General features: G+C 66.1%; 28 protein-coding genes. 23 read left to right on the forward strand and 5 right to left on the reverse strand.

Annotated features, from left to right (window positions below; all coding sequences use genetic code 11):
* Window positions 1–12: 12 nt before the first annotated feature.
* Window positions 13–1,263, forward strand: coding sequence for a sensor histidine kinase (locus AB1446_08455; protein ID MEW6546932.1), 1,251 nt, complete (start codon window positions 13–15; stop codon window positions 1,261–1,263).
* Between the two features lie 30 nt (window positions 1,264–1,293).
* On the opposite strand, the gene AB1446_08460 is transcribed toward AB1446_08455, so the two are convergent.
* From AB1446_08460 to AB1446_08480, 5 genes are read right to left on the reverse strand one after another with little or no spacing between them, the layout of a single operon-like run.
* Entirely contained in the window at window positions 1,294–1,995 is a 702-nt protein-coding gene (locus tag AB1446_08460) for an ABC transporter ATP-binding protein (protein MEW6546933.1), read from the reverse strand.
* Complete coding sequence (locus tag AB1446_08465; protein MEW6546934.1) at window positions 1,982–2,764, reverse strand: ABC transporter ATP-binding protein; 783 nt, start codon at window positions 2,762–2,764, stop codon at window positions 1,982–1,984. The genes AB1446_08460 and AB1446_08465 overlap by 14 nt, the downstream gene beginning before the upstream one ends.
* A complete protein-coding gene (locus tag AB1446_08470) occupies window positions 2,748–3,776 on the reverse strand; it encodes a branched-chain amino acid ABC transporter permease (GenBank protein ID MEW6546935.1) in 1,029 nt (342 codons plus the stop codon). Before AB1446_08470 ends, AB1446_08465 begins: the two co-directional genes overlap by 17 nt.
* A gap of 3 nt (window positions 3,777–3,779) precedes the next feature.
* Entirely contained in the window at window positions 3,780–4,667 is an 888-nt protein-coding gene (locus AB1446_08475) for a branched-chain amino acid ABC transporter permease (protein ID MEW6546936.1), read from the reverse strand.
* A gap of 4 nt (window positions 4,668–4,671) precedes the next feature.
* Entirely contained in the window at window positions 4,672–5,889 is a 1,218-nt protein-coding gene (locus AB1446_08480) for an ABC transporter substrate-binding protein (GenBank protein ID MEW6546937.1), read from the reverse strand.
* Between the two features lie 232 nt (window positions 5,890–6,121).
* On the opposite strand from AB1446_08480, the gene AB1446_08485 reads away from it, so the two are divergent.
* The 22 genes from AB1446_08485 to glmM all read left to right on the forward strand — a co-directional run bounded on the left by AB1446_08485 (window position 6,122) and on the right by glmM (window position 26,681).
* Window positions 6,122–6,514, forward strand: coding sequence for a DUF2089 domain-containing protein (locus tag AB1446_08485; GenBank protein MEW6546938.1), 393 nt, complete (start codon window positions 6,122–6,124; stop codon window positions 6,512–6,514).
* A gap of 103 nt (window positions 6,515–6,617) precedes the next feature.
* A complete protein-coding gene (locus tag AB1446_08490; GenBank protein ID MEW6546939.1) occupies window positions 6,618–7,712 on the forward strand; it encodes a DUF4097 family beta strand repeat-containing protein in 1,095 nt (364 codons plus the stop codon).
* Window positions 7,713–7,715: 3 nt separating this feature from the next.
* Window positions 7,716–8,966: an MFS transporter gene (locus AB1446_08495; GenBank protein MEW6546940.1), complete on the forward strand. Its 1,251-nt coding sequence runs from the start codon at window positions 7,716–7,718 to the stop codon at window positions 8,964–8,966.
* 49 nt (window positions 8,967–9,015) lie between these two features.
* Window positions 9,016–9,411: a hypothetical protein gene (locus AB1446_08500; protein MEW6546941.1), complete on the forward strand. Its 396-nt coding sequence runs from the start codon at window positions 9,016–9,018 to the stop codon at window positions 9,409–9,411.
* A gap of 102 nt (window positions 9,412–9,513) precedes the next feature.
* Window positions 9,514–9,855: a phage holin family protein gene (locus AB1446_08505; protein ID MEW6546942.1), complete on the forward strand. Its 342-nt coding sequence runs from the start codon at window positions 9,514–9,516 to the stop codon at window positions 9,853–9,855.
* Window positions 9,856–9,944: 89 nt separating this feature from the next.
* Entirely contained in the window at window positions 9,945–10,748 is an 804-nt protein-coding gene (locus AB1446_08510) for a glucose-6-phosphate isomerase family protein (GenBank protein MEW6546943.1), read from the forward strand.
* Window positions 10,749–10,816: 68 nt separating this feature from the next.
* Entirely contained in the window at window positions 10,817–11,704 is an 888-nt protein-coding gene (locus AB1446_08515) for a PHP domain-containing protein (GenBank protein ID MEW6546944.1), read from the forward strand.
* Window positions 11,701–12,549 (forward strand): RNase adapter RapZ, encoded by an 849-nt coding sequence (rapZ, locus tag AB1446_08520; protein ID MEW6546945.1) that lies wholly within the window; start codon window positions 11,701–11,703, stop codon window positions 12,547–12,549. Before AB1446_08515 ends, rapZ begins: the two co-directional genes overlap by 4 nt.
* Before the next feature lie 5 nt (window positions 12,550–12,554).
* Window positions 12,555–13,538, forward strand: coding sequence for a uridine diphosphate-N-acetylglucosamine-binding protein YvcK (yvcK, locus tag AB1446_08525; GenBank protein ID MEW6546946.1), 984 nt, complete (start codon window positions 12,555–12,557; stop codon window positions 13,536–13,538).
* 61 nt (window positions 13,539–13,599) lie between these two features.
* The gene (gene whiA / locus AB1446_08530; protein MEW6546947.1) at window positions 13,600–14,475 is read left to right on the forward strand and encodes a DNA-binding protein WhiA; all 876 of its coding nucleotides are present in this window, start codon (window positions 13,600–13,602) and stop codon (window positions 14,473–14,475) included.
* Between the two features lie 118 nt (window positions 14,476–14,593).
* Window positions 14,594–15,247, forward strand: a complete 654-nt coding sequence (locus tag AB1446_08535) for a 4Fe-4S dicluster domain-containing protein (protein ID MEW6546948.1) — start codon at window positions 14,594–14,596, stop codon at window positions 15,245–15,247.
* A complete protein-coding gene (locus tag AB1446_08540; GenBank protein MEW6546949.1) occupies window positions 15,244–16,113 on the forward strand; it encodes a CoB--CoM heterodisulfide reductase iron-sulfur subunit B family protein in 870 nt (289 codons plus the stop codon). Before AB1446_08535 ends, AB1446_08540 begins: the two co-directional genes overlap by 4 nt.
* A gap of 12 nt (window positions 16,114–16,125) precedes the next feature.
* Entirely contained in the window at window positions 16,126–18,102 is a 1,977-nt protein-coding gene (locus tag AB1446_08545) for a CoB--CoM heterodisulfide reductase iron-sulfur subunit A family protein (GenBank protein MEW6546950.1), read from the forward strand.
* Window positions 18,093–18,584, forward strand: a complete 492-nt coding sequence (locus AB1446_08550) for a hydrogenase iron-sulfur subunit (GenBank protein MEW6546951.1) — start codon at window positions 18,093–18,095, stop codon at window positions 18,582–18,584. The genes AB1446_08545 and AB1446_08550 overlap by 10 nt, the downstream gene beginning before the upstream one ends.
* The gene (locus AB1446_08555; protein ID MEW6546952.1) at window positions 18,581–19,549 is read left to right on the forward strand and encodes a Coenzyme F420 hydrogenase/dehydrogenase, beta subunit C-terminal domain; all 969 of its coding nucleotides are present in this window, start codon (window positions 18,581–18,583) and stop codon (window positions 19,547–19,549) included. The genes AB1446_08550 and AB1446_08555 overlap by 4 nt, the downstream gene beginning before the upstream one ends.
* Before the next feature lie 13 nt (window positions 19,550–19,562).
* The gene (locus tag AB1446_08560) at window positions 19,563–20,588 is read left to right on the forward strand and encodes a 4Fe-4S dicluster domain-containing protein (protein MEW6546953.1); all 1,026 of its coding nucleotides are present in this window, start codon (window positions 19,563–19,565) and stop codon (window positions 20,586–20,588) included.
* Window positions 20,581–21,465 (forward strand): FAD/NAD(P)-binding protein, encoded by an 885-nt coding sequence (locus AB1446_08565; protein ID MEW6546954.1) that lies wholly within the window; start codon window positions 20,581–20,583, stop codon window positions 21,463–21,465. Before AB1446_08560 ends, AB1446_08565 begins: the two co-directional genes overlap by 8 nt.
* A 13-nt stretch (window positions 21,466–21,478) precedes the next feature.
* A complete protein-coding gene (locus AB1446_08570) occupies window positions 21,479–22,504 on the forward strand; it encodes a polyprenyl synthetase family protein (protein ID MEW6546955.1) in 1,026 nt (341 codons plus the stop codon).
* Between the two features lie 4 nt (window positions 22,505–22,508).
* Window positions 22,509–23,162: a redox-sensing transcriptional repressor Rex gene (locus AB1446_08575; protein MEW6546956.1), complete on the forward strand. Its 654-nt coding sequence runs from the start codon at window positions 22,509–22,511 to the stop codon at window positions 23,160–23,162.
* 6 nt (window positions 23,163–23,168) lie between these two features.
* Window positions 23,169–23,969, forward strand: coding sequence for a diadenylate cyclase CdaA (gene cdaA, locus AB1446_08580; protein MEW6546957.1), 801 nt, complete (start codon window positions 23,169–23,171; stop codon window positions 23,967–23,969).
* A 26-nt stretch (window positions 23,970–23,995) separates the two neighbouring features.
* Window positions 23,996–25,189: a CdaR family protein gene (locus AB1446_08585; GenBank protein MEW6546958.1), complete on the forward strand. Its 1,194-nt coding sequence runs from the start codon at window positions 23,996–23,998 to the stop codon at window positions 25,187–25,189.
* Window positions 25,190–25,340: 151 nt separating this feature from the next.
* The gene (gene glmM / locus AB1446_08590; protein ID MEW6546959.1) at window positions 25,341–26,681 is read left to right on the forward strand and encodes a phosphoglucosamine mutase; all 1,341 of its coding nucleotides are present in this window, start codon (window positions 25,341–25,343) and stop codon (window positions 26,679–26,681) included.
* The last annotated feature ends 119 nt before the right edge of the window (window positions 26,682–26,800 follow it).

The raw sequence follows: 26,800 nt of genomic DNA on the forward strand, positions 1-26,800 counted from the left end.
GGCGCCCGACGTGTGGCGGTCACCGTCCTTGCCGTCGCCATCCTGGGCGAGGTGAAGGTAAATCCTTTCGGTACCGCGTTTCGGTTCGGCCTGGGGCCCGCGGGGTATGCATTCGCCGCCATCTCCGCGGGTTCCGGTTCGTGGGTTGTCCCGGGCCTCTTCACGCTGGCAGGAGTGCTCGTTTTTCGAACATGCCTGGGATACGTCTTTGCCGGGGGGAAGACGATGCTTGCCCCCCTCCTGGCCGTCAATTTTCCTGGGGCGGCTTACTATATGGTGTTCGCCGCCTTGCTCACTGCCCTGCGAGTCAGCCGGAGGGTTGACCGGCCTCTGGCGGCGGGGGCGGGTTTGACGATTGCCGACACGGGTTCCAACCTGTTCGAGATGGCCCTTCGGGGGGAGATCGACTCCTGGATCGGTCTCCCCGCCAGAATCGGGCTGTGTCTGCTGGTGGCTGTCATTCGCAGCTGCCTGGTCCTGGGCCTGTTTTACATTATCAACGAACAGCACCGGGAGCACTTGCGGGAGCAGGAGCGGAAAAAGCACCTGGAACTGCTCCTCATGGTCACGGGCCTGCGCACCGAAGCCCTTTTTTTGGAGAAGGCGAGCATGCAGATTGAGCATCTGGCGGTACATGCCTACAAGCTGTACCGGCAACTTCAAGACACGCCTGCGGAGCGGGTATCCGACCTGGCACCGGAGTTACTGGAGCTGGCCAAGCAGATGCACGAGGTGAAGAAGGCACAGCGTCGCATTGTGGCGGGGATGAAGAGGGCGGTGCCGGGGTGGGATTCCGACGCCGGGATGAAGCTCTCCGAGGTATGCCGGGTGGCCGTGGACGCTAACGAGGAACATGCGCGACGCCTCGGGAAGGACGTACGGTTTCGTATCGCCGTGGGCCAGGATGCGTCGGTCGTGCACATCCATGCCTTGCTCTCGATCCTGGACAACCTCTTGAGCAACGCGGTGGAAGCTATTCCCGGCAGCGGCGAGGTAGTCGTGGACACCGCGGTAGGGGGTGCCGACCTTCTGCTGACGGTTCGCGACAACGGGGTCGGTATACCCGCCCAGGACGCGGAACTCATCTTCACGCCGGGCTACAGCACCAAGTTCGATCCGGTGACGGGAGAGCCGTCTACGGGCATGGGCCTGCCTGCGGTGCGGGAGCTGGCCCGCAATCTGGGGGGTGAGGTGTGGTTCCAGGTGAGGGATGGCTGGACCGCATTCACCGTGAGGCTGCCTCGCCACCAGGTGTTCGCCTAGGTGCGTTGCTCTCGGGGGGCGCGAGTTGGGTCAGACTCCCAGGTATGCTCTCTTTACGGCAGGGTCACGCAGGAGTTCCCTGGCAGCGCCTTCTGCCACCAGGCGCCCGGTCTCCAGGATATAGGCGCGGTCGGCGGTGCGCAGGGCCTGGAAAGCGTTTTGCTCCACCAGCAGGATGGTGATGGTGCCGCGCAGGCGTGCTATTTCCCGGTATATGTCCTGTACCAGCACCGGGGCCAGGCCCATGGATGGCTCGTCCATCATGAGGAGGCGCGGCCCGGACATCAGGGCGCGGGCAATGCAGAGCATCTGCTGCTCCCCCCCGCTCAACGTCCCGGCGAGCTGGGCTTCCCGCTCTTTGAGCCGGGGGAAGAGCCGGAATACCTGTTCCAGGTCCCGTTCGATTTCGTGTTTGTTGCGGCGCAGGAATGCCCCCAGCAGAAGGTTCTGCCTGACGGTGAACTCCCCGAATACGCGCCGGCCCTCGGGTGCATGGGCGATCCCCATTTTGACCACCTGGTGGGGCGGGGCCCCGGCGATATCGGCTCCCTGGAAGCGGATCTTGCCCGATTGGCACCTGACCAGACCGGATATGCAGCGCAGCAGGGTGCTCTTGCCGGCTCCGTTGGCTCCGATCACCGCCACTACTTCGCCTTCCTCCACCTTGAGGGAGACACCGTCCAGGGCATGGATGCCCCCGTAGTACACGTGCAGGGACTCAACTTGCAACATCGGTCTCTTCCTCTCCGAGGTAGGCCTCGATGACGCGGGGGTCGTTCTGGACCTCTTCCGGCGTGCCCTTGCTCAGGAGCTTTCCGAAGTTGAGGACATAGACCACGTCCGACAGGGGCATCACCACATCCATGTGGTGTTCGATGATGAACACCGTGAGGCCGAACATGCTCTTGACGTCTTTGATGAACCCGATCAAGTCTCGTGATTCCTGGGGGTTCATCCCTGCGGCTGGCTCGTCCAGGAGGAGGAGCCGGGGCCGTAGCATGAGGGCGCGGGCAATCTCCACGCGTCGCTGGAGTCCGTACGGAAGGCTGCTGGCCAGTTCGTCCTTGCGGGAAAGCAATCCCAGCATGCCCAGCAGGCGATGTATGTCTTCGTTGAGGAGGCCCTCTTGCTGTTCGAAGGGAGGCTGGTGGAAGAAGGCGGTGGGCATGGAATAGGCCGTGCTGAGGTGTCCCGCCGCGCGCACGTTCTCGTACACGGTGAGGTTCTTGAACAGGCGGATGTTCTGAAAGGTGCGGGCTATACCGTTCTTGGCGATCTGGTGCGGCGGTAGTCCCACGATGCTCTGCCCTGCGTACCTGATGTCGCCGGACGTGGGGCGGTACAGGCCCGTCACCACGTTGAACACCGTGGTTTTGCCGGCGCCGTTGGGTCCGATCAACCCCGTGGTCAGACCCTCTCTCACCTCCATGGTCAGTTGGTTGAGGGCAGTGAGGCCCCCGAACCGCATGGTGACATTGTCCAGTTCAAGGAGAGGACCCAAGCCCCTTCCCTCCTTGCTCCCGCGCCCGCAGGCGCTTGGCCAGCCGGGCGACCGCCCACTGCCAGCTCATCTCCCAGCCACCGAGCAATCCTCTGGGCCGCAAGAGCATCATTAGAACCAGTAGCAGGGAATACATCACCATCCAGGCCGAGCGCACCCACTGGGAGGCGGCCGCATAGCCGAGTGAGTGCAGCAGGGTACCCGCGTTGCGGAACACCTCAGGAAGCGCGGTGATGGCGCACGCTCCCAGCAGCGAACCGGTGAGGCTTCCCAGCCCGCCCAGGATGACCATGGTCACCGATTCCACGGTCTTCAGGTAATTGAAGACGTCCGGGTGCAGGTACATGGTGAAGTGCCCGGTGAGCGCGCCGCCCACGCCAGCGAAGAAAGAGGAGATGGTGAATGCCGCCAGCTTGTAGTACGTGGTGTTTATGCCCAGGCACTGTGCCGCTATCTCGTCCTCCTTGACGGCCCGGCAGCACCTGCCGTGTCGGGAATAGACGAAGTTGCCCACCAGCCACACGGTGACCACGAGCGCCAGCAGCGCCACCGCCAGGTCGGTGCGCAGGGGGACGCCGACAATGCCCAGGCCCCCACCCGTCAGGTTGGGGGTGTTGTTGATGACCGCCAGGATGATGTAGTGGAACCCGAGCGTCACCACGGCCAGGTAGTCACCCACCAGTCTGAGGCAGGGAAATCCCACCAGGAAGCCGCAGGCGGCCGCTGCCGCTCCTCCGGTCAGCAGGGCGGGCAGGAAGGACCAGTGGGCCTTCATCATCAGCAGGGCGGAAGTATAGGCACCCACCGCCATGAAGCCGGCGTGACCCAGGCTGAACTGCCCGGTGAATCCAGAGACCAGGTTCCAGCTCACCGCCAGGATGGAGTTGATGGCCATGAAGGTGAGCAGGGATACGAAGTAGCTGGGGAGCCACGATTGAGCAAGATGGCCCAGGATGTGGGCGCCGGCTGCAAACAGAAGCAGCGATCCGAGGCGCATGCGGAAGTGGCTCATGGTTCACACCTTCTCCTGGATGCGCCGACCCAGCAGGCCGGTGGGGCGGAATAGCAGGATCAACACCAGCAGGACGAACGCGATGGCATCCTTGAAATTGGAGCTGACGTACGCGGCCCCCAGGGTTTCCAGCAGGCCCACTGCGTAACCACCGAGGTATGCCCCGGGGACGCTCCCTATTCCGCCCACCACCGCTGCTGCGAAGGACTTCAGGCCGAACAGGCCGCCCAGGTACGGGTTGACGCTGAACTTCATCCCCAGCAGGACCCCGGCCGCCGCGGCCATCACGCCGGCCAGGAAGAAGGTGATCCCCACCGTCAGGTTGATGTTGATGCCCATCAGGGCAGCAGCGGGTGCATCGTACGCTACTGCCCTGATGGCTACCCCCGTCTTGGTGTTGATGAGGAAAAGGTACAGGAAGGTCATGAGGGAGATGGCTACCGCGCATATCAGGATGTCCACCGGCGCTACCTTGGCCACGTTGCCGAGGCTGAGGGGAAGGGACGGCAGTATGTGGGCCGGGAACGAGTGGAAGTCGGCGCTCACGAATACCACGATGCAGTTCTCCACCAGGAACGATACGCCGATCGAGGTGATGAGGATGTTCAGGGTGGGGACGCCCTTGAGCCGGAGGGGCCGGTAGGCTCCCCGCTCGACCCCCATCGACGAAATCCCCGTAAGGACCAGCGCCAGGGCGAAAACCCCGGCGATGGGAAGGCGGAGAGTGGCCACGGCAAAGAGGCCGAAGTAGGCACCCAGGGTGACTATGCTCCCGTGGGCGAAGTTGATGAAGCGGAGCACGCCGAACACGAGAGTGTACCCAACTGCGACCAGGGCGTAAACGCTGCCGATGGCCAGGCCGTTTATGAGCTGCTGGACAAGGCTGGTCATACCGTTACCTTGGCACTACCTTGTCGACGAAGTAGAATTTGCCGTCCTTGACCGTGATGATAACGACGGGCTTGTCGAGCGGGGCATGGGTGGAAGGATCCATGGTGAAGGTGCCGGTGGGCACGTCCACGCCGGAGATTTTCTCCAGAGCGTCCCGGATGGCCTGGGGCTCCGCCTTGCCCGCCTGCTGGATGGCTTTGGCCAGGACAATCATGGCCTCGTACGAGAAGGCCGCGTTGGAGTTGGGGTCTTCGTGGTAAGCGTTACGGTACTTTTCTGCGAAGGCTTTAGCCTTGGGGTCCGGGTCGTCCGGGGCGTAAAGGGTGGAGAGGTACAGGCCCTCCGCGGCCTCCTTGCCGGCCACTTCGATCAGTCGCGGGGCATGGCTGGCATCGCCCAGCAGGAATACGGTGCTTAGCCCCAGTTCCCTGGCCTGCTTGAGGATGAGGCCGTTTTCGGCATACGTGTTCGGTATGAGTAGGACCTCGGGCGAGGCGGTTTTGATGTTGGTGAGCTGCGGCTTGAAATCCTGCGTTCCATCGGGATATGTTTCTTCGGCGACGATCTGGCCTCCCAGCTTCAGCCACTGGTCCTTGAACACCATGGCCAGGCCCTTGTTATAGTCCTGAGCTATGTTGTAGTAGATGGCGGCAGTGCGCTTGCCCAGCTTATCGTAGGCGAATTGGGCCAGGGCGGCACCCTGCACGGGATCGACGAAGCAGGCCCGGAAGTAATACGGGTTCAGCTTGGCTGAGGGGTCCCACCTGACCGTGACCAGCGCCGACTTGGGATCTTCGGGGTCCAGGACCACGCGCAGGTTGGTGGATGTGGGAGCGATGCACGGTATCTTGTACTGCTTCACGACTGGGCCGGCGGCGATACTCACCGAGCTGGCCACTTCCCCCAGCAGCGCCACGACTTTGTCCTGCTCGACCAGCTTGCGGACCACGTTCACCACGTTTTCCTTCCGGCCCTGCGTATCCTCATAGAGAACTTCGATTCTCTTCCCCAGCACGCCGCCGGCAGCGTTAATGTCCCGCACTGCCAGCTCCGTCCCGTTGCGGTTGAACTGACCCTTGATGGCGTTGGGGCCGGTCAGCGGGTAGAAGGCGCCTATCTTGATGGTCTTGCCGGCTGATCCTCCTCCGCCGCCGCAACCGGCGATCGCCAAGATCACTAGGCCGACCACCAGCACCAGGGCCACGGCTTTACCCACGCGCATGTGCTCCATCCCTCCTCGTGGTTGATCTCCGCCATCCTACCCTCTGTCCCCCGGAAAGCTACTGAAAACTACCGAATTCGCCCGAGCGGTAGCGCTACCCGCTCTGCCCCCGGGTAACACCATCGCTATGCCGTCTGGCCGCAGGGCCGACCGCAAACCGCCAGGAAGTTAAAGCAGGCTCTTGACATCGTCAAGGCCCCCCTTTATACTCTCGTGCAGGAGGGATTGACCGGTGGAGGAACGTGTTGTTCCTGGTCGTTGCCCCGTGTGTGGTGAGCCCTTGCGGGCGGTGCGCCTTTATTGCCCGGCCTGTGCCACGGCGCTGGAGGGGCGTTTCCGGCTGTGCCGGTTTTGCCTGCTCAGCCAGGAGCAGCGGGATTTCGTGGAGATATTCCTGCGTGCCCGCGGGAACCTGCGGGAAGTGGAGCGAGAACTGGGCATATCCTACCCCACCGTGAGGGCGCGCCTGGAGGCCGTCCTCACGGCGCTGGGTATTCCTCCCGCCCGGGCGGGGGACGAAGAGGAACAGGCAGAACGGGTGCGCCGCCGTCAGGAGGTGCTGGACGCCCTGGAGAAGGGCAAGATCACCGCCGAAGAGGCGGCCCGGCTGCTGGCCGCGATTTAACTGGGGAGGGGTTTGCGCTTGCTCGTGCGGCATACCGGGGCCACGGCCAATTCCGAGTCGGCGCCGATCGTGGTGTCGGCAGCCAGGTAGGGAGGGAACGGGCATGGGGGACGAAGAGCGGCGGTTGGTTCTGCAGATGGTGGCCGAGGGCAAGATCACCGCGGAAGAGGGTGCCCGTCTGCTTGAGGCCCTGGCGGGCGGCGGCAAGGGAGGCGAGCGCCGGGAGGCGGGCGCGGGCGAACGGGTCGGCGAGCGGATGGAGGACCTGGGTAAACGCATTGGTGAAAGGATGGAGGACGTTGGCGAGCGCATTGGCGAGCACATGGAGGACATGGGTGAGCGGATCGGCGGGAAGATGGCGGGTATGGGTGCCGGCATCGCCGATGGCGTGATGAAGCTGCTGGAGATGTTCCCGTGGGTGGGGGTCGAGTTCAGCGACAGCCTGACCCGCGAGGGGCAGTTCCGGGGGGAAGGACCGTGGGAAGTGGATGTGGAGTTTGCCAACGGCAGGCTGGAAGTGGAAGGCTGGGACGGCCCCGGGTGGAGATTGGAGGTGGAGACCCGGGCCCGGGGGCGGGAAACCCGGAATGCCACCGACCTGGTAACCGTGGAGGCCGGGGACCGTTCCCTGAAAGTGCGTTCGGCGCGCATGTTCGGAGGCGGTTACTCGGTATCGGGGGTGGTCAAGCTTCCGCCGGGCGAGTATGTCCTGCGCGGCACCACCTCGAACGGGCGCATGAGGGCCCGTGCCATACGTTGCCAGGTCCTGGATTTCGACACTTCCAACGGCCGTATTGAGTTGGATGGTGTGGAAGGTGACCGGGTTGAACTGGAGACTTCCAATGGGGCCATCGTGGCACGGTTGTCGGCGCGGAAGCTGGTCGCCGTCACTTCCAACGGGAGCATCCGGGTGGAGCCCCAGGACATCGAGCAGGATACCTACGAACTCAGGACCTCAAACGGCAGCATCCGGCTGATCTGCCCGGACCGGGAGGCCGGTTACCGCGTCGATGCCACCACCTCCCTGGGCGGCATCACGGTCGAGTTGCCGGGGTTGGCCCGTCAATGGGCGAAGGGAGCGGCGGCACGGGCCACGGTGAAGGTGGCCACCCCCGGGTTCGAAGAGAAAGAGCGGCGCCTGGACGCCAGGCTGCGTACGTCAAATGGTTCTATTACCGTATCCACCCAGGGGGAGTAGCAGTTGAAGCGGAAGCTGTGGGCCTACTGGACCCTGGTGCAGGGCGGCTTTTACCTGATGGGATCGGTGGTCACGCCGTACCTCCGCTCCCTGGGCCTGGATCCGGGCCGGATCGGGCTGTACCAGTCCGTGAGCGGGGTGGCGGCTGTGGTTGGTTCCTTGGGCGGAGGAGCGGTGGGTGACCGCTGGGGCCGGCGGGAGGCCATCCTCATGGCCCGGTTCCTTCACCTTGCGGGAACGGCCATGCTGCTGGTGGCCCGGCGCTGGGATCTATTGCTGGCGGTGGCAGTCCTGAGCGGACTGAGCCAGATGGCCGGTCCTGCTTTCTCTGCTCTGGTGGCAGGGGAGAGCCAGAACTCCTCCCGGGCCACCTTTTTCGGGGGACTGCAGACTGTAGCCTGGCTCATGGGGGTGGGATTCCCCCTTCTGGGCGGGGTTATAGCTGACCGCTGGGGCGCGCGGGTGGCAATGGGGGCCTCCCTTCCCTTCTTCCTGGCCGCCCTGGTCGTGGCCTCGGCCCTGCGCCCATCATGTCCTGCCGGCGGAGCAGGTGGTGCACGGGTAGCCCCCCTTTACGCTGAGGGTGGCTGCCGGCCGGGCAGGGGGTGGGGGGCGTGGGAAGGTCTCTGGGTGCCCGGGATGCGGTCGACCGTCGTGGGGCTTATGGCCGGTCACCTTGTCAGTGCTGTGGTCAACGGTGTCATCAACCTAGCTCTGCCCCTCTGGGTGCAGGACTACCTGGGGGGAGGGTACACGGAGATCGCAGGGGCGGGCAGTGCGGTGGCCCTGGGGTCAGCCATCACCATCTTCCTGGGGGGCAAGTTGGCTGACCGGTACGGACGCAAGAAGGTGGGCACCTTCACCCTCGTTTGGGCGGGGCTGGGAGCCGCCGCCTTTCCCCTGGTGAAGAGCATATGGCATCTGTACGTCCTGCTGTTCCTTATCTGTCTGGCTGCGAACGCTGGCGGTCCGGCAGTGAGTGCCATGGCTGCCGAGTGCGTGCGGCCGTCGGTGCGGGCCACCTTTTCCGGCCTGCTGCAGAGCCTCTGGTGGGGCGGGCTGGCGGTGGGAAGTGCCCTGGGTGGTTTCCTGTACGCCCGGGGCTTGTTGCCGGTGTGGATAGCCATCGTGGCTGGCGGAGCTATGCAGTTGCTCCTCTGGCTGACGCTGGTCCGGGAGACCCTCGGGCTAGAAGTTACTGAGCCTCCGTCGGCTTCGGGCTACCAGGTGGCGTCCGGGGTTACTGAGTGTTAGGCGGTACCCCCTGGCGGGGGCACCCGCCTGCAAGAAGGGAGGCAGAACGATGGGCGAGGAAAAACTACGTATCCTGCGCATGCTGCAGGAAGGGAAGATCACGGTGGACGAGGCCACCCGGCTGCTCGGGGCCCTGGGGGCCAGCGGGAAAGAGGAGGTGAGTGCCGGCGCCACCACAGCCACCACCGCCACCCGGGGTCGCACTCCCTGGCTGCGGATCAAAGTCATGAACGCCGAGACCGGTCGCACCATGGTAAACGTGAACCTGCCCTTGAGTTTGCTCACCGTGGGGCTGGGCATTGCCAAGCGCTTTGCTGATATCCCCGAACTGGACAAGATTGACCTCGATGAAATCCTGGCGGCCGTCCGGGAAGGAGCCCCCGGGAAGATCATAGAAGTCGAAGACGAAGAGGACGGGGAGCGGGTGGAGATTTCCATCGAGTAGCGCTTCCCGGTAGCGTGGCTTCCTCTGGCGCCGCGATCCTGGCTACGGGTTCGCGGTAGCCGGCGACATGGGGACCCGGTGAAAGAGAGAGGGGCGAGGCGGTTGAAATCTCTCCTGCGGCGGTGGCTCTTGAATGCGGTGGGATTGCTCATCCTCCCTTACATCGTGGCAGGCATCGAGGTGCGGGGCATCTGGGCGGCGGTACTGGCCGCCGCGGTGCTGGGCCTGGTGAACGCCCTGGTGCGTCCCTTCCTCCTGCTCCTATTCCTGCCCCTCAACCTGCTCACCCTGGGGCTGTTCACCCTGGTACTGAATGCCTTGCTGCTCTGGCTGGTCGCGGCTCTGGTGCCCGGGTTCAGCGTATCCGGTTTTCTGGCTGCTCTGGTGGGGGCGCTGGTGCTGACCGTGGTGAGCGGCCTTGCCTCCTGGCTCGTGGCTTCCTGACCGCATGTGACGCCGGCTGTACCCCGTGCTGCCGGTATGGGGTGCGGGCGGGACCAGGCTGCGGGAGGGTTAATCCGGAGGTGGTGATGGTGGCAGGGGTGCACCTGGTACAGACGGGGTTGCCCATCCGCCTGGGGGACGGGGCGCAGCTCTTTTTCAACGGGGGGTTGCCTGCGGTGGAGCCGTCCCGGCGATCCTGGGAGGAGTTGCGCCCGGTGCTGAAGGATCCCGCGAGTTGCCCTGCGGGTACGGCTTACCTGATGTACCGGGACATCTGCTGGCCGCGGGACAGGGAGCGCCTGGAGGAACACCGCTTGCGGTACGACCTCACCGTGATCCCAGCGGCGCGGGCGGGGCGGGAGCCGGTGCGCACGCACGGTCATTACCATGCCCCGGTGCCGGGGGCAGACCTCACGTATCCGGAACTTTACCAGGTGGTGCACGGGCAGGCCTGGTTCCTGTTGCAGAAGCCGGGCCGGGGAGGCGCGGACGAGGTGGTGGTGGTGAAGGCCCGCGCTGGCGACTACGTCCTGGTGCCTCCCGGGTACGGGCATGTGACCATCAACGTGGGGCCAGTGGCCCTGGTCATCGCCAACTGGGTGGAACGTCACTTCCCCTCGTCTTTTTCCGAGATGCGGGCGCGGGGCGGGGCTGCGTATCATGTGCTGCAGGGGCCGGGGGGGCTGGATCTGGTTCCCAATCCGGCCTACGGTGAGCCAGTTCCCCTCCGGGTGGTCGATGCTTTCCCCATACGCAGCCTGGCGCTGGAGGATGGCCATCCCTCCTATCCCGTGGGAGCCGGAGATCCCGCCCGGCTGGCCTTCCTGGTGGACCCCGGCCGTCACCGGGAGGTGCTGGCGCAGGCCTGGCGGGAAGGGGGTCTACTCCCCTGAGCCGGCCAATAGCAACCGTTGACCGCCAGGCCCGGTGCCGGGAAACGCTCCGGGAAGGGCTGGCCTCGGTGGCCAGTGCCTGGGAGGGGTGGACCCTGGCGGCGGACTACCACACCCACACCCGCTTCAGCCACGGCCAGGGGAGTATCCTGGACAACGTGGCTGCCGCTGCCCGGGCTGGTCTGGCCGAACTGGGGATTTGCGACCACGGGCCCGCCCTGCTATTCATCGGATTGCGGTCCGAGGAGCGCCTGGCGCAAATGCGCCGGGAGGTGGAGGAGGCCCGGGTGCGTTACCCATCGGTGAAGGTGTTGCTGGGGATGGAGGCCAACGTGATATCCCCCGCGGGTGACCTGGACATCTCCGAACGTGCCATCTCGCGGCTGGATATCCTGCTGGTGGGACTGCATCCTCAGATCCGGCCGTCCCTGTGGAAGGGAGCATGGCCCCTTGTGTGGAACAACGCGGTGGCGGCAATCGCCCGGCTCGCCCGGGGACGGGTCCACGGGCGGGCCGCGGGCGGGAGGTCTGTCCGCCGGTGGATGGGGGCGGAGGGGCGGGCACGTAGCCTGAATACCAGAGCCCTGGTAGGGGCGGTGAGGCGTTACCCGGTGATGGCGGTCACCCACGCCGGGCTGAAGATGGACGTGGACATGGAAGAGTTGGCGGCGGCATGTGCCGAACGGGGGACGGCCATCGAAATCAACAGCCTGCACGGGTATCCGACCCCGGAGGATCTGGAAGTGGCGATGCGGTACGGCGTGCGGTTCATCATTTCGTCGGATGCCCATTCACCTAGCCGGGTGGGGTGCCTGCAGGCCGGTCTGGAACGGGCGCGGGCGGCGGGGATCGCGCCCCACCTGGTGTGGAACGCGCGGCCCCCGGCCAGAGCGGCGAGCCCCCGTGGCGCGTGCGAACTGAGAGGAGAGGAGAGGCCATCGCAGAGAACCAGATGAGCCAGCTGGTGATCATCACCGGCCTTTCCGGGGCGGGCAAGTCGCTGGCGGTCCGCACACTTGAGGACCTGGGTTTTTTCTGCGTGGACAACCTGCCCCCCGAGCTAATACCCAAGTTCGCGGAGTTGTGCCAGCAGGGCAGGTTGCAGCGGGTCGCCCTGGTGGTTGACATCCGTGGCGGTGAATTCTTCGGCGAGGTCTTCTCTGCCCTTGAGCACCTTGAGGCGGTGGGCCTCCCCTATCGCATCATCTTCCTGGAAGCTTCTGACGAAGTGCTGGTACGCCGTTACAAGGAAACGAGGAGGCGGCATCCCCTCGCCCCTCACGGGGGCATTCTCGAGGGCATCCAGGAGGAGCGGCGGCGCCTGCAGGAATTGCGGGGCAGGGCTCACATCGTCCTGGACACTTCCGACCTTTCTCCCCAGAAGCTGCGCGAGGAAGTGATGCAGCTTTTCGCCGGGCGGCGGCGGGGTCTGATCGTGGTGGTGAGGACCTTCGGGTACAAGCACGGGATACCCCTCGACGCCGACCTGGTGCTCGACGTGCGCTTCTTACCCAACCCCAATTACGTGGACTCCCTGCGTGATCTGGACGGAACCGACCCCCGGGTAAGGGATTACGTCCTGCGCTGGCCGGTTTCCCGGCGCTTCCTGCGGCTCCTCGGGGGTTTGTTTCGCTTCCTCCTCCCCCAGTACGTGGCCGAGGGCAAGACCCAGCTCACAGTAGCAGTGGGATGCACCGGCGGCCGGCACCGTTCCGTGGTGGTGGCCGAGTACCTCGCGGACTTCTTTCGCCGGCTGGGCCATACCGTGCTGACGGAACACCGGGACATCGGCGAGGAGTGAGCCGCATGGCCGGCGGGCGGCGCCTGCGCATCGTGGCCATAGGTGGGGGGACGGGGCTCTCCACTCTCCTGCGGGGCCTGAAGTCTCATCCCGTTGACATCACCGCCATCGTGACCGCCTCCGACGACGGAGGCAGTTCGGGGAAGTTGCGCGGGCAATTAGGGGTGCCTCCGCCCGGTGATATCCGCAACTGCCTGGTGGCGCTGGCAGAAGCGGAGCCCCTCATGCAGGAACTGTTTCAGTACCGGTTCCCTGCCGGTTCCGAACTGGGTGGCCACAGCCTGGGGAACCTGCTCCTGGCAGCCCTGACCCAACTGACGGGGGATTTCGAGCAGGCGGTGGCCCTGTGCAGCGGGGTGCTCAAGATCAGGGGTCAGGTGCTGCCGGCCACCCGCGATCCCGTGGTGCTGGGGGCTGAGCTTCAGGACGGGAGCGTGGTGCGCGGGGAGACGGTGGTTACCACTTGCGGGCCCAGAGTGCGCCGTTTATTCCTGGAGCCGGCGGGGGCAGAACCGCTTCCCCAGGCCCTGGAGGCCCTGGAGGCGGCGGATGCCATCGTCCTGGGGCCCGGCAGCCTGTACACGAGTGTGATTCCGCCGTTGCTGGTGGAGGGTCTGCGGCAGGCGGTGTGCCGGACGCAGGCCCTGCGTATTTACGTGTGCAATGTGATGACCCAACCGGGAGAGACGGACGGGTATTCGGCCTCCCGGCACGTCGAGGTGCTGTTCGGGCAGGTGGGGGCTCAGGTGGCAGACGTGGCTGTCGTCAACGTGCAGCGCCCCCATCCCGACCTCCTGGTCCGCTACCGGGTGCAGGGAGCACAGCCGGTGGTCGCTGACCCCGAAGTTATGCGCAGCATGGGATTGCGGGTGGTGAAGGGCAGGTTGCTTCAGGAGGGCGACTGGGTGCGGCACCACCCGGAGCGCCTGGCACGGGTGGTGGTGGGTCTGGCAGGTGGTGCGCAGCGGAGGCGGTTGTGGCAGAATTAAGACATTGTCCGCCGGCGCGCGAAGTGCTAAACTCAAGCTAAACCCGGGCGGGGGGCCTGGATTGTCCTTCACCGTTCAGGTAAGGGAAGAACTGGCGCGGGTGATACCCGAGCGCTCCTGTTGCCGGCGGGCGGAGCTCCTGGCCCTCTGGTGGTACGGCCGCCGGCAGGGCTCCTGGCTGGTGGAGAGTGCGGCCACCGCGCGTAAGGTGGTACGTCTCAGCAGGGGAGCCTGGGGCGCGCCTCCCAGGGTGCAGACGGTTCGGGCTGGGAACCATTACCGGTTCCTGGTTTCTCCGCCCGTTGCCCTGCCGGCCCTGGGAGAACCGGAGAGCATGCCCCGTGCGTGGTGCTGCCGGCGCTCTTTCCTGCGCGGCGTGTTCCTGGCATCGGGCTGGGTGGCCGACCCGGGACGGGGGAACCACCTGGAACTGGTGTTTCCTTCCCGGGAAGCAGCCGAGGGAGTGCTGGCCCTGCTCCAGGAGGAGCGTTTGCCCGCCAGGCTGGCTCGCCGGCAGGGGGGCTATCTCATTTACCTGAAAGACGGGGAGCAGGTTTCCCGCTTTCTCACCTTGGCGGGCGCGTACCAGTCTGTCATGCGTTTCGAAAACGTGCGCGCCCTGAAAGAAGTCAAGAACCTGGTGAATCGGCTTGTGAATGCGGAAACGGCCAACCTGGGCAAAGTGGTGGAAGCCTCCTGGCGGCAGGTCGAGGACATCCGGGCCATCCTTGCCGCCGGCATGTGGGACCAGCTCCCCCGTGCCCTCCAGGAAGTGGCTCTGGCGCGCCTGCGCTATCCCGAGGTGAGCCTGCGGGAACTGGGCGAGACCCTGCAGCCCCCCGTGGGGAAGTCGGGTGTGAACCACCGCCTGCGCCGGCTCCATTGGTGGGCAGACCGGGCGCGGTCAGCAGGAATCGGCGAAGGTGTATGGAAATGATAGTGGGTGTTGCAAATACCTTGAGGATAACTGCTTTTTTGCCTGCCTTTGTTACCAAACGAACAATCCCCGGGACTCAGGTGTCAAACGGGGCGGGCGTGGAGGGAGGGCAGAGAGGGTGACGAAAGCCGTGCTGGATCTCGCGGTGGGGATGGAGCCCGGCTTCTTGCGTGAGGTGGAGGAGGAGGCGGGAACGAGAGTATCGCTTTGCTATCAGTGTGGGAAGTGCGCCGCTTCCTGCCCGGTTTCCTTTGTGATGGACCTGGAGCCATATCAGGTTATCAGGTTGGTCCAGTTGGGTGCCCGGGACGAAGTGCTGCGTTGCCGGACCATCTGGCTGTGCGCCTCCTGTACGGCCTGCACGGAGCGTTGCCCGCGGGAGGTGGACGTGGCTGCCACCATGGATGCCCTGCGCGCGCTGGCCGGCAGGTACGGGTACCGGCCCGCCGAGGGTCCCATCGCCGTCTTCCACGAGCTTTTCCTTGACAACGTGCGCGCGACGGGCCGACTGCACGAGCTGGGACTGATGGCCCGGTACAAGTTGAGAAGCGGCGACCTCTTCTCCGACCTGGACGTGGGGCTGCCCATGATGCGCCACGGTAAGCTGGCACCTCTGCCCCACCGCATCCGCGGCATCGACCAGGTCCGGGCGCTGTTTGCCCGCGTGCGGGCCGTGGAAGTGGCCCGCGCCGGGGGTGCGACGCCGGGTCAGGAAGCGCCGGGCGACCGGGCACCATCTGCTGCCGACCGGAAAGGAGGGGAGGTACGGTGAAGTACGCCTATTTCCCCGGCTGTTCCCTCTCAGGCACCGCCCGCGAGTACGACCGTTCCACCCGGACGGTGGCCCGGGTCCTGGGGCTGGAGCTGGAGGATATCCCCGACTGGTCCTGCTGCGGTGCCACTTCGGCCCACGCCACCAGCAAGTTACTCAGCCTGGCCCTACCGGCCCGCAGCCTGGCCCGGGCGGACCAGATGGGGCTGGACGTGGTGGCTCCCTGCGCGGCCTGCTTCAACCGCCTGCGCACCACCGTGCACGCCGTGCGTTCCGACCGCAGGGTGCGTCAGCAGGTGCAGGAGGTCCTGGGGGAGGATTACGGGGCTCGCTCCCAGGTGTACGCCCTCCCCGACGTGATCGTGAACCGATACGGGTTGGAGGGTATCACTGCCCGCCTGAAGAAGACGCTGGGGGGCATGAAGGTGGCCTGTTACTACGGCTGCCTGCTGGTGCGCCCGTCGGCGGTGATGGAGTTCGACGACCCCGAGGATCCCCAGACCCTGGACCGCCTGGTGCGGGCCCTGGGCGGGGAACCGGTGGTGTGGCCGGCCAAGACCGAGTGTTGCGGGGCATCCCTCAGCATTACCCGCACCCGCGTGGTCTGGCAACTGGCTGCGCAGATCCTCACCGCCGCCCAGAAGGCGGGGGCCGAGGCCATCGTGGTGGCCTGTCCCTTCTGCCAGTCCAACCTGGACATGCGCCAGGTCCAGGCCCAGAAGTGGAGCGGGCGGCGGTGGAACATCCCGGTGTACTACTTCACCCAGCTCCTGGGGGTGGCTCTAGGGCTGCCGCCCTCCGAACTGGGGCTGGACAGCCATTTCGTGGACCCTCTCGGGGTCCTGCGCCAGAAGGCGCTGGTGTGAGGGGGGCGGGGCATGAAGCGCATCGGTGTATTCCTGTGTCACTGTGGGTCGAACATCGCGGGGACGGTGGACATCGACCGCCTCCAGGAAGCCGTGCGGAAGATGCCGGGCGTAGTGTACGTGGAGCAGAACAAGTACACCTGCTCCGAGCCCGGCCAGGAGCAGATACGCAAGGGGATCAAGGAGCATCGCCTGGACCGGGTGGTGGTGGCGGCCTGCTCGCCCCGCATGCATGAGAACACCTTCCGGCGCACGGTGGAGTCGGCCGGCCTCAACCCCTACCTCCTGGAGATCGCCAACGTGCGGGAGCACTGTTCGTGGGTGCACCGGGACCGGGAGGAGGCTACCGCCAAGGCCATCGACCTGGTGCGCCGGGCGGTGGCCAAGGTGGTGTTCAACCGGCCCCTCCAGAAGGCCTCCATCCCCGTGGAGAAGCGAGCTCTCGTGATCGGCGGGGGCATCGCCGGCATCCAGGCAGCCCTTGACATCGCTGACGCCGGCCACGAGGTGTGGCTGGTGGAGAAGGAGCCATCCATTGGGGGGCGCATGGCCCAACTGGACAAGACCTTCCCCACCCTGGACTGCTCCCTGTGCATCCTCACCCCCAAGATGGTGGACGTTGCCCAGCACCCCAACATCCGCCTGCTCACTTATTCCCAGGTGGAGCAGGTGTCGGGCTATGTGGGCAATTTCGAGGTCACCATCCGCAAGAAGGCCCGCTCCGTGGACGAGTCCAAGTGCACCGGTTGTGGTTCCTGCTGGGCCAAGTGCCCCCATAAGGTGCCCTCGGAGTTTGACCTGGGGCTGGGCCAGCGCAAGGTGATATACGTCCCCTTCCCCCAGGCCGTGCCCAACAAGCCGATCATCGACCGGGAACACTGTGTTTATTTCAAGACCGGCAAGTGCCGGGTGTGCGAGCGGTTCTGCCCGGCAGGAGCCATCGACTTCAGTCAGGAAGACGAGCTGATCACGCAACGCTTCGGAGCTATCGTGGTGGCCACCGGCTTCGACCTCTTCGACCACGCGCGGTACGGGGAATACGGGACGGGCCGGGATCCCGACGTGATCAGCGGGCTCCACTTCGAGCGGCTGGTGAACGCCTCCGGTCCCACCGAGGGGAAGATCAAGCGGCCGTCCGACGGCAAGGTGCCGCGCAGTGTGGTGTTCGTCACCTGCGTGGGCTCCCGCGATGACCGCAAGGGGATCAGCTACTGTTCCCGGGTGTGCTGCATGTACACGGCCAAGCACGCCATCCTGCTTTCCGAGAAAGTGCCCGGGTGCCGGAGCTACGTGTTCTACATGGACATGCGCACCCCCGGCAAGGGGTACGAGGAGTTCTACAAGCGTTCCCAGGAGATGGGTACGCGGTACATCCGGGGACGGGTGGCCCGCATCTGGCGCGAGGGCGACCACCTGGTGGTACAGGGCGAGGACACCCTGCTGGGGCGCAAGGTGCGGGTGGAAGCCGACATGGTGGTGCTGGCCACCGGCATCACACCGCGCCGGGACGCCGGTGAACTGGCCCGCACCCTGGGGATTTCCTACGACCAGTACGCCTTCTTCAATGAGGCCCACCCCAAGCTGCGCCCGGTGGAAACCAATACGGCCGGTATCTACCTGGCCGGGTCGTGTCAGGGTCCCAAGGACATCCCGGATGCCGTGGCCCAGGCCAGCGGGGCGGCGGCCAAGGTAACGGCCATGTTCTCCAGGGACACCCTGACCGCCGATCCCCTCATCGCCGCCGTCAACGAGGCCATCTGCTCGGGCTGCCTGTGGTGCAAGCCCATCTGTCCGTACCGGGCCATCGACGAGAAGGTCATCACCGAGCGGGTGCGCGGACGCACGGTCAGCCGGCGGGTGGCCACGGTGAACGCCGGCCTCTGCCAGGGGTGCGGGGCCTGCACGGTGGCCTGCCGGGACGGTGCCATGAACCTCCTGGGATTCTCCAACGAACAGGTGCTGGCGGAGGTGGAAGCGCTATGTCGCTGAATGCCCAAAGCGCCCGGGCCACCCATGGCCCCGCGGCGGGGGCCGCCAACGACCCCGCGGCGGGGGCCGGTTGGGAGCCCCGGATCATAGGCTTCTGCTGCAACTGGTGTTCCTACGCGGGGGCGGACCTGGCCGGCACCAGCCGCCTGGAGTACCCCCCCACCATCCGGGTCATCAGGGTTCCCTGCTCGGGCCGGGTCAACCCCCAGTTCATCGTGCGTGCCTTCCAGAAGGGGGCCGACGGTGTCCTGGTGGCAGGGTGTCACCCGGGGGATTGCCATTACTCCACTGGCAACTACTTCACCCGCCGGCGCCTGCAGGTGGCCCGTCGCTTCCTGGAGTACCTGGGGATAGACCCCCGGCGGCTGCGGGTGACCTGGGTGTCGGCGTCCGAGGGCCAGAAGTTCGCGGACACGGTGCGGGAGATGACGGAAGAGATCAGGGCCCTGGGGCCCAACCGCGTGATGAGGGATGAGCCATGAGCGGGGAAATGCGGGCCACAAACGGGGAACTGCGGGAGAAGGTGGCCGGCCTGCTGGCGGCTGGGCAGGTGAGGGTTTTTCTGGGGTACCGGGCGGGGCGCACGCCCCTGCGGGTGAGGCCTCACCACGTGCTGGGGCCCGAGCAGGCTGATGATCTGGTGTGGAATGAGTTCTGTGCCCCCTCCCTGGCCAAGTACCTGCTGGACGAGCAGGAGGACGAAGGTCGGGTGGGGGTGCTGGTGAAAGCGTGCGACCTCCGGGCCACGAGGCGCCTGGTGGCTGACCGCCGCCTGGACCGCGAGCGCGTCCTCCTGGTGGGGGTAGCGTGTCCAGGGATGGTGGACGCCCGGAAGGTGGAATCGCTGCACCCGGGTCCCATAGTGGAGGCGGGGGTGAGGGACGGGAAACTGGTGCTCCAGACCAGCACCGGCGAGGTGAAGGAGCTCCCGCGGGAGGAGTACCTGCTGGATCGCTGCCTGCACTGCGAAGATCCCAACCCCCGGGATGTGGACCTGGTGGTGGGCCCCGAAGTCGCCCCCCGGCCGGCCCGTACCCGGGACTACGCTGAGGTAGCGGAGATACTGGCCATGCCGCTGGCAGAGCGGGCGGCGTACTGGGACCGGCAGTTCTCCCGTTGCGTGCGCTGCTTTGCCTGCCGCAACGTGTGCCCGGCGTGCAGTTGCCGGGAGTGCTGCTTCGACGTCTGGGAGCCCATGTGGCTCAGCCGCGAGGTCAGTGTGTCCGAGCAGTACATGTTCCACTTCACCCGGGCCTTCCACGTGGCGGGAAGGTGCGTGGATTGCGGGGAATGCGAGCGGGTGTGCCCGGTCGGGATCCCGCTCATGAAGCTCAACCGGGCCCTGCAAAAGGAAATCCAGGAACTGTTCGGGGTCGAGCGGCCCTGGGATCCCGACGAGAAGGAACCCCTGGCCATGTACGCACCCGGCGACCCCGACTTCCACTGAGGGGGGTGGGCTGATGAGGCGCCTTGATCGTAAGGACCTGCGTGCTTTCCTGGACAAGTTGGCCTCCACCGCTTCCCTGGTGGCTCCAGTGCGGGAAGACGGGGTGGTGGTGTTCCGGCCGGTGTCGTCCGGTGAGCAAGTGATATTCGACTACGTCAACCCGGTGCGTTCCGCCAAGGAGCTGTTCTTCCCCCAGAGTGAGGTCATGTTCCGGTTCCAGCCTTCCCCGGCCGCCACCATCGTGCCCGTCCAGCCCGAGCAGCAGGTGGTCCTGTTCGGGATACGGCCGTGCGATCTGGCGGCCCTTTCCCTGCTGGACCGGGTATTCCTGGGGGGCGACTACCGGGACGCTTACTGGGGCAAGCGCCGGGATCTCACCACCCTGGTGGGGGTGGCCTGCCAGCAGCCGGACGAATCCTCCTGCTTTTGCACCGCCTTCGGCATCACCCCCGGCACGGGCGAGGGCGCCGACGTCATGCTCTACCCGGCCGAGGAGTGGCTGGGAGTGGAGGTGCTCACCCCGCGCGGCCAGGCGCTGCTGGAGCGGGCCGGGATGTCCCTGGGGGAAGCAGGGGACGAGGGCGAGCGCCTGAAGCAGGAGTACCTTGGCAAGACCGTGCCCCTGGGCGACCGGATAAGCCCGGACCAGCTCTGGAAGGCACTGGACGACCGCTTCGATGATCCTTACTGGCAGGAGGCATCCCGGCGCTGCCTGGGCTGCGGGATCTGCACCTACCTGTGTCCCACCTGCCACTGTTTCCTGGTCACCGACGTGGCCAAAGGGGAAGACGGGGTCAGGCTGCGTTGCTGGGATAGCTGCCAGTTCAGGGACTTCCTGCTCATGGCCGGGGGACACAACCCCCGTCCCACCAGGAAGGAGCGGACCCGCCAGCGCTTCATGCACAAGCTCGTTTACTTCGTGCAGCGGTACGGGCAGTACCTGTGCACGGGGTGCGGGCGCTGCGTGGCCCACTGTCCGGTGGGACTCGACATGGCCACCGTGATCGCTGACCTGCGGGGGGTGACTCAGCATGCCTGATGCCACGTTGCCGGCTGGGGCCGTGCCGGACAAAGACGCCGGTGCGGCGATGAATCCCATGATGCCCCACCTGGCCACCATCGAGGAAATCATCCCCGAGACGGCATCCGGAGACGTGAAGACGTTCCGGGTTAACTTCTCTGACCCCGGGGTGGCGTTTTCCCACCTGCCGGGCCAGTGTGCCATGGTCTCCGTGTTCGGGGTGGGGGAGGCGATGATCTCCATCAGCTCCAGCCCCACCCGGCCCCGTCCCCTGGAACTGGCCGTCAAGCAAGTGGGACGGCTCACCACCCGCCTGCACGAGATGGAGCCGGGGGATGTGATCGGCATCCGCGGGCCCTACGGCAACCACTTCCCGGTGGAAGAGATGAAGGGCAAGGATCTCCTGTTCATCGGGGGCGGGATCGGCCTGGCCCCTCTGCGCTCGCTGATCAATTACGTTCTGGACAACCGCGCCCAGTACGGTAAAATAGACATTATCTACGGGGCCCGCTCCCCGGGGGACCTGTGCTTCAAACGGGAGCTGTACGACGTATGGCCCTTTGCGCCCGACACCAGGGTGCTCCTGACCGTGGACCGCGGAGACGAGGAGTGGAAGGGAGCAGTGGCCCTGGTCCCGCACTTCCTCGAGCAGGTTCATCCCGAGCCGGAAGGCAAGATCGCCATCACCTGCGGGCCGCCCATCATGATAAAATTTACCCTGGAGTCCCTCAAGAAACTGGGATTCTCTGATGAGCAGATTATCACCACGCTGGAACTCAAGATGCAGTGCGGCATCGGCAAGTGCGGGCGGTGCAACATCGGCTCCCGGTACGTATGCCTGGACGGGCCCGTGTTCACCCTGGCTCAACTCAAGACGATGCCCGCCGAATACTGAGGTGGGTGAAACAGTGGAGGCCAGCGCTGCCACGGGGAGTGCCCCTGCTCTCCCCCGTAATCCATTGCGTGTGCCTTTCCGGGGTGCCCGGTGGGCGTTCCTCGCCCGGGAGATGGAGATGGTGCATGAGTGGATCCGGGTCACCCTGGAGAGTCCCCAGGGGCTGATGGGGGAAGCGGGGCGGCATCTCCTGCGGGGGGCGGGCAAGCACCTGCGCCCCGGGCTGGTCCTCCTGTGTGCCCGGCTCGGTAAGTACCACCCCCGGCGGGTGATCCCTGTGGCGGCGGCCGTGGAGCTGGTTCACATGGCCACCCTGGTGCACGACGACGTCATCGATGGTTCTCCCCGGCGCCGGGGGTGGCCGACCGTGCACGTGACCTGGAACGATCGGGTGGCGGTGCTCCTGGGCGATTATCTTTTCTCCCGTGCCCTCACCCTGGGATCCCGCTACGGTGGCCAGGAGGTGGTGGACCTCCTGGCCAGCGCGGTGGAAGAGATGTGCAAGGGGGAGATGGATCAGGAAGCCCACCGCTTCGATCCCGAGCAGAGCGAGGAGCAATACCTGGCCCGCATCGGCCGCAAGACGGCCCGCTTCATCGCCGACTGCTGCCGCGCCGGGGCGATGCTGGGACAGGCTCCTGCCGCTGTTGTGGATGCGGTGGGGGAATACGGCTACAGCCTGGGCCTTGCTTTCCAGATCGTGGACGACGTCCTGGACTTCACGGGGTCGGGCGCCGAGATGGGCAAGCCGGCGGGCAGCGACTTGCGCGAGGGTGTGCTCACCCTGCCGGTCATATATGCCCTGGCCGGAGAGCATGGGCCCTGGATAACAGAGGTGATCCGGGCGCGGCGGTTTGGGGAGGAAGAATTGAGTCGGTTGAGAAATATCCTTCAAGAAGGTGGTCACCTGGAACGGGCCCGTGAACTGGCTCGCTCCCTGAAGGAAGAGGCCCTGCAGGCACTGAGATGCCTGCCCCCCGCACGGGTTACCGCGCTCCTCGGGGAAGCGGCCGAATTCGTGGTTGAGCGGAGGTTTTAGGAAGATGGGTAACAGGTCTCCCGACCTGCGCATCCCGGAAGCCGCCATCAGGCGGCTCCCCGTGTACCTGAGGGTGCTGGAGGAACTGGCAGAAGACGGGGTGGACGTGGTTTCTTCAGCCGATCTGGCCGCCCGGGTGGGCGTCACTCCGGAACAAATCCGCAAGGACCTGGCCTACTTCGGGGCTTTCGGTACCCGGGGGGTCGGGTACGATCCCGTTCTGCTGGGGCGCAAACTCAAGCGCATCCTGGGCCTGACCGCCGAGGTGCCGGTAGCCCTGGTGGGGGCGGGCAACCTGGGAACGGCCCTGGCCCGGCATAACCTGGCCCGGCACAAGGAAGTTCGTATCACCGCCATTTTCGACCGGGACTGGGATAAGGTGGGTAAGTCCATAGCCGGCGTGGAAATTCTCCCTCTGGAGGATATGGAGAAGGAAATCCGGGCGCAGGGCATCAAGATGGCCATCATCGCCGTCCCCCCTGGCGAGGCCCAGGCGGTGGCGGATCGGCTCATGGACGCCGGGATAGAGGCCATCCTGAATTTCTCTCCGGCCAAGCTGCAGGCCCGGCCGGGCACGTATATCCAGAACATCGACCTGATGACCGAACTGCAGGCGCTGGCTTACTACACCACCCTGCGCGACGCAGGGGAAGGGTGAGGGGTATTGGCATCTCCCCTGTGGCTGGTGTCGGCTTCCTGGGTAGACTGGCTGCGCTACCTGGTGGACATCGCCGCCGTCGCCGTCATCTTTTACTGGGGGTTCCGCCTGGTGCGGGGCACCCGGGCAGTCCAGCTCATCAAAGGCATGGTGGTACTGTTCGTGGCAGGAGCTGTTTCTGACTGGTTGGAACTGACCACCCTCAAGTGGCTGTTCGACCAGGCGCAGATCGCTCTGCTGGTAGCCCTGCCCGTGGTGTTCCAGCCCGAGTTGCGCCGGGCCCTGGAGCAACTGGGCCGGGGCAGCATTTTCGGGCGCGACTGGTTCGTGCACTCGTACAGCAGCCGGGCTCTGGATGAAGTGGCCAAAGCGGTGGGGGTGCTCTCCCGGGAGAAAGTGGGTGCCCTCATCGTGCTCGAGCGAGCCACCCGGCTGGGGGAATACGTGGAGACGGGCATCCGCCTCGACGCCGCGGTGTCGTCGGAGTTGCTGGTGAACGTCTTCATCCCGAACACTCCCCTGCACGACGGGGCGGTGATTGTTTCCGGCGACCGGGTGCTGGCGGCTGCGTGCTTCCTGCCCCTGGCGGAGGCCACTCGCCTGGGGACGGAACTGGGGGCGCGTCACCGGGCGGCGGTGGGGATCAGCGAGCGCTCCGACGCGGTGGCGGTGGTGGTGTCGGAGGAAACCGGGCAGGTGGCGGTGGCCGCGGAAGGGAAGCTGGTGCGGAACGTGGATCCCGCCGGCCTGCGCGAGATGCTGGATGCGTTTTTCCCGTCTGAGCCGCGCTTCTTGCGCCGTCCCTGACCGGGCGCTGACCCGAGGTGCTGGTGGTGAACAGCATCGATCGCTGGCTGGAAAAAGACGTGACCTTGAAGATCCTGGCGGTGGTGCTCGCTCTCCTCCTCTGGGTACGGGTGGGTTCCGGGCAGAGTCCGGCGGTTTCCGTGACCCTGTCCGGGGTGACTCTGCGTGCCACCGGGGTGCCGGGCGAGCTGGCGGTGGCGGAGATCCGCCCGCAAAGGGTGGACGTCACCGTGCGCGCCCCCCGCACCATGCTCGACCGCCTGGACCCCGATGCCCTGCGAGCCGAAGTTGACCTCACCGGGGCGGGGGCGGGGCAGTTTTCCCTGCCCGTGACAGTCAAGGTTCCCCGGGGGGTGCAGATAGTCGAGGTATCCCCCACCTATGCCCGGGTCACGGTGGACTACCTGGCAGAACGCCGGGTACCCGTGCAGGTGCACGTGGTGGGCGTGGTGGGCGAGGACTACCGGGTAGAGTCCCCCCTGCCCAGCCCCGCAGAAGTACTGGCCTGCGGTCCCCGGGGGCAGGTGCTGCAGGTGCGTTACGCCCTGGGCGAGGTTGACGTGACGGGAGCCACTGCCGACTTTTCTCGCACGGTGAGCCTGCGGCCTGTGGACGCCCAGGGTCGGGAAATCACCGGGGTGGCGCTGAAGCCGGCCGGGGTGGATGTGCGGTTCAGCCTGGTCAGGCTTCCCCCGGCCAAAGAAGTACCTGTGCAGGCGGACATCCAGGGGCAGCCTCCGCTGGGGTACCGGCTGCGCGAGGTGGTGGTGAGTCCTTCCCGCATCAGGGTACGGGCCCCCCAGGAGCGGCTGGATGCCCTGGAATGGGTGAGCACGCGCCCGGTTTCTCTGGAAGGGCTGAGCGGGGATACCGAGCGGGAGGTCGCGGTAGCCCTGCCCGCGGGCGTGGTGATGGCCGACCCCCCGACCGTGCTGGTCTACCTGCAGATAGTGGAAGACGTGGGTGACAAGGAATTCCCCGGCCTGGGCGTGGCCGTGCGCAACCTTCCCCAGGGGATGACGGCCTCCTGCCAGCCTGCCCAGGTGAAGGTCACCGTGCGCGCGCGCAAGGACCTGCTGGAGGGCCTGAGCCCCAAGGCCTGGGTGGACGGCAGTGGCGAAGCCGGGGAACGGCGAGTAACCGTGCAGGTGGAGGTACCCCCGGGTGTGGAAATCATGGGGGTGGACCCGGCCGAGGTGACCCTCACCACCACAAGGTAGTAGCCGGATGCATCGCCGCGTGCACGGGGACGCGGGGTCTGCTTGCGCGACGCGGGGCATCTGCGCGGACGCGGCGCTGTGAGGGAGGCCCCCGTGACCGGCAACGCAATAGGTTGGTGAATATTATGGAGGAAGAAGCGAGGGGGTCTGGTTGCTCTTCGGAACTGACGGGGTGCGCGGGATAGCGAATGTGGAACTCACTCCGGAGCTGGCCTTCCGCGTGGGGCGGGCGGCCGCGGCCGTACTGGCGGGAGGAGGCCGTCCCCGTTTCGCGGTGGGAAGGGACACCCGCCTGTCGGGGCACCTCTTGCAGAGTGCCCTGGTGGCCGGTATGCTTTCCGCGGGAGCGGACGTGCTGGACCTGGGGGTGATCACCACCCCCGGGGTGGCATACCTCACCCGGCACCTGGGTTGCCAGGGCGGAGCCGTGGTTTCCGCTTCCCACAATCCCGCCGAGTACAACGGGATCAAACTCATCTCGGCTGAGGGGTACAAGTTCCCCGATGAGGTGGAGGAGAAGATCGAAGCCCTCGTCCTGGGTGCGGACAGTCTGCCCCGCCCGGCCGGAAGCGGAGTGGGCCGGCTGGAAGATGCGCGCGCGGCGCGCGGGCAGTACATAGAGTACCTGGTGGGTACTGTCCCGGGAGCTTTGCCCGCCCTGCCGGTGGTGGTGGATTGCGCCAACGGGGCCACTGCGGACCTGGCTCCGCAGGTGCTGGGGCGGGTGGGCGCCCGGGTGACGGCCATCAATGTGGAGCCGGACGGGCTGAACATCAATGCGGGATGCGGCTCCACCCACCCGCAGGGCCTGGCGCGCGAGGTGGTGGAGCGGGGGGCTCAGGCGGGGGTGGCCCACGATGGCGACGGTGATCGCACCATCGCCGTGGATGAGAAGGGCCAGGTAGTGGACGGGGATGCCATCATGGGCATCCTGGCCCGGGCGTTGCAGCGGGAAGGACGCCTGCGCGGCGGAGCCGTGGTGGGGACGGTGATGTCGAACCTGGGCCTGGAGGTGTTCCTGCGCCAGGCGGGGCTGGGCCTGGTGCGCACCCCCGTGGGCGACCGCTACGTCCTGGAGGAGATGCTGCGGGGCGGGTACAGCCTGGGCGGTGAGCAATCGGGCCACATCATCTTCCTGGACCACGCCACCACCGGTGACGGCATGCTCACGGCCCTGCAACTTCTGTGGGCCCTGGCTCGCTCGGGTGAGAGCCTCTCTGCGCTGGCGGGGCGCATCCCCCGTTACCCCCAGGTGCTCCGCAACGTGAGGCTGCCCAACGGGATGCGCTATCGCCCCACGCCTCGCATCGAGGAGGCCCTGCGGGAAGCCAGGGAGGCACTGGGGGAACGCGGAAGGGTCCTGGTCCGTCCTTCTGGGACGGAGCCCCTGGTGCGTATCATGGTCGAGGGCGTGGACGGGGAGGAGGTGGCCCGGGCGGCAGGCATGCTGGAGGAGGTGATCGCCGGGGAACTTCTGAACAGCACAGCGTGATAGCCATGATTGGTGCAGGCCAGGAGCGCCAGGGCTTCCCACTCCGGGAAGTCGACGAGGATGGGGTTGATCGAAAGGTTCGGCGGATGCCCCACGGTTGACCACGACCGATAGAGGCC

Source organism: Bacillota bacterium (assembly GCA_040757085.1).
Taxonomy (GTDB): domain Bacteria; phylum Bacillota; class Sulfobacillia; order JACIYH01; family JACIYH01; genus JACIYH01.

Excerpts from the sequence above, each read along its gene's own strand:
- AB1446_08470 (MEW6546935.1), bottom strand. The coding sequence starts at position 3,776 with ATGAGCCACTTCCGCATGCGCCTCGGATCGCTGCTTCTGTTTGCAGCC.
- AB1446_08575 (MEW6546956.1), top strand. The coding sequence starts at position 22,509 with ATGGGTAACAGGTCTCCCGACCTGCGCATCCCGGAAGCCGCCATCAGG.
- AB1446_08500 (MEW6546941.1), top strand. The coding sequence starts at position 9,016 with ATGGGCGAGGAAAAACTACGTATCCTGCGCATGCTGCAGGAAGGGAAG.
- AB1446_08555 (MEW6546952.1), top strand. The coding sequence starts at position 18,581 with ATGAGCGGGGAAATGCGGGCCACAAACGGGGAACTGCGGGAGAAGGTG.
- AB1446_08460 (MEW6546933.1), bottom strand. The coding sequence starts at position 1,995 with ATGTTGCAAGTTGAGTCCCTGCACGTGTACTACGGGGGCATCCATGCC.
- AB1446_08560 (MEW6546953.1), top strand. The coding sequence starts at position 19,563 with ATGAGGCGCCTTGATCGTAAGGACCTGCGTGCTTTCCTGGACAAGTTG.
- AB1446_08545 (MEW6546950.1), top strand. The coding sequence starts at position 16,126 with ATGAAGCGCATCGGTGTATTCCTGTGTCACTGTGGGTCGAACATCGCG.
- AB1446_08480 (MEW6546937.1), bottom strand. The coding sequence starts at position 5,889 with ATGCGCGTGGGTAAAGCCGTGGCCCTGGTGCTGGTGGTCGGCCTAGTG.
- rapZ (MEW6546945.1), top strand. The coding sequence starts at position 11,701 with ATGAGCCAGCTGGTGATCATCACCGGCCTTTCCGGGGCGGGCAAGTCG.
- AB1446_08475 (MEW6546936.1), bottom strand. The coding sequence starts at position 4,667 with ATGACCAGCCTTGTCCAGCAGCTCATAAACGGCCTGGCCATCGGCAGC.
- AB1446_08565 (MEW6546954.1), top strand. The coding sequence starts at position 20,581 with ATGCCTGATGCCACGTTGCCGGCTGGGGCCGTGCCGGACAAAGACGCC.
- AB1446_08490 (MEW6546939.1), top strand. The coding sequence starts at position 6,618 with ATGGGGGACGAAGAGCGGCGGTTGGTTCTGCAGATGGTGGCCGAGGGC.
- yvcK (MEW6546946.1), top strand. The coding sequence starts at position 12,555 with ATGGCCGGCGGGCGGCGCCTGCGCATCGTGGCCATAGGTGGGGGGACG.
- AB1446_08550 (MEW6546951.1), top strand. The coding sequence starts at position 18,093 with ATGTCGCTGAATGCCCAAAGCGCCCGGGCCACCCATGGCCCCGCGGCG.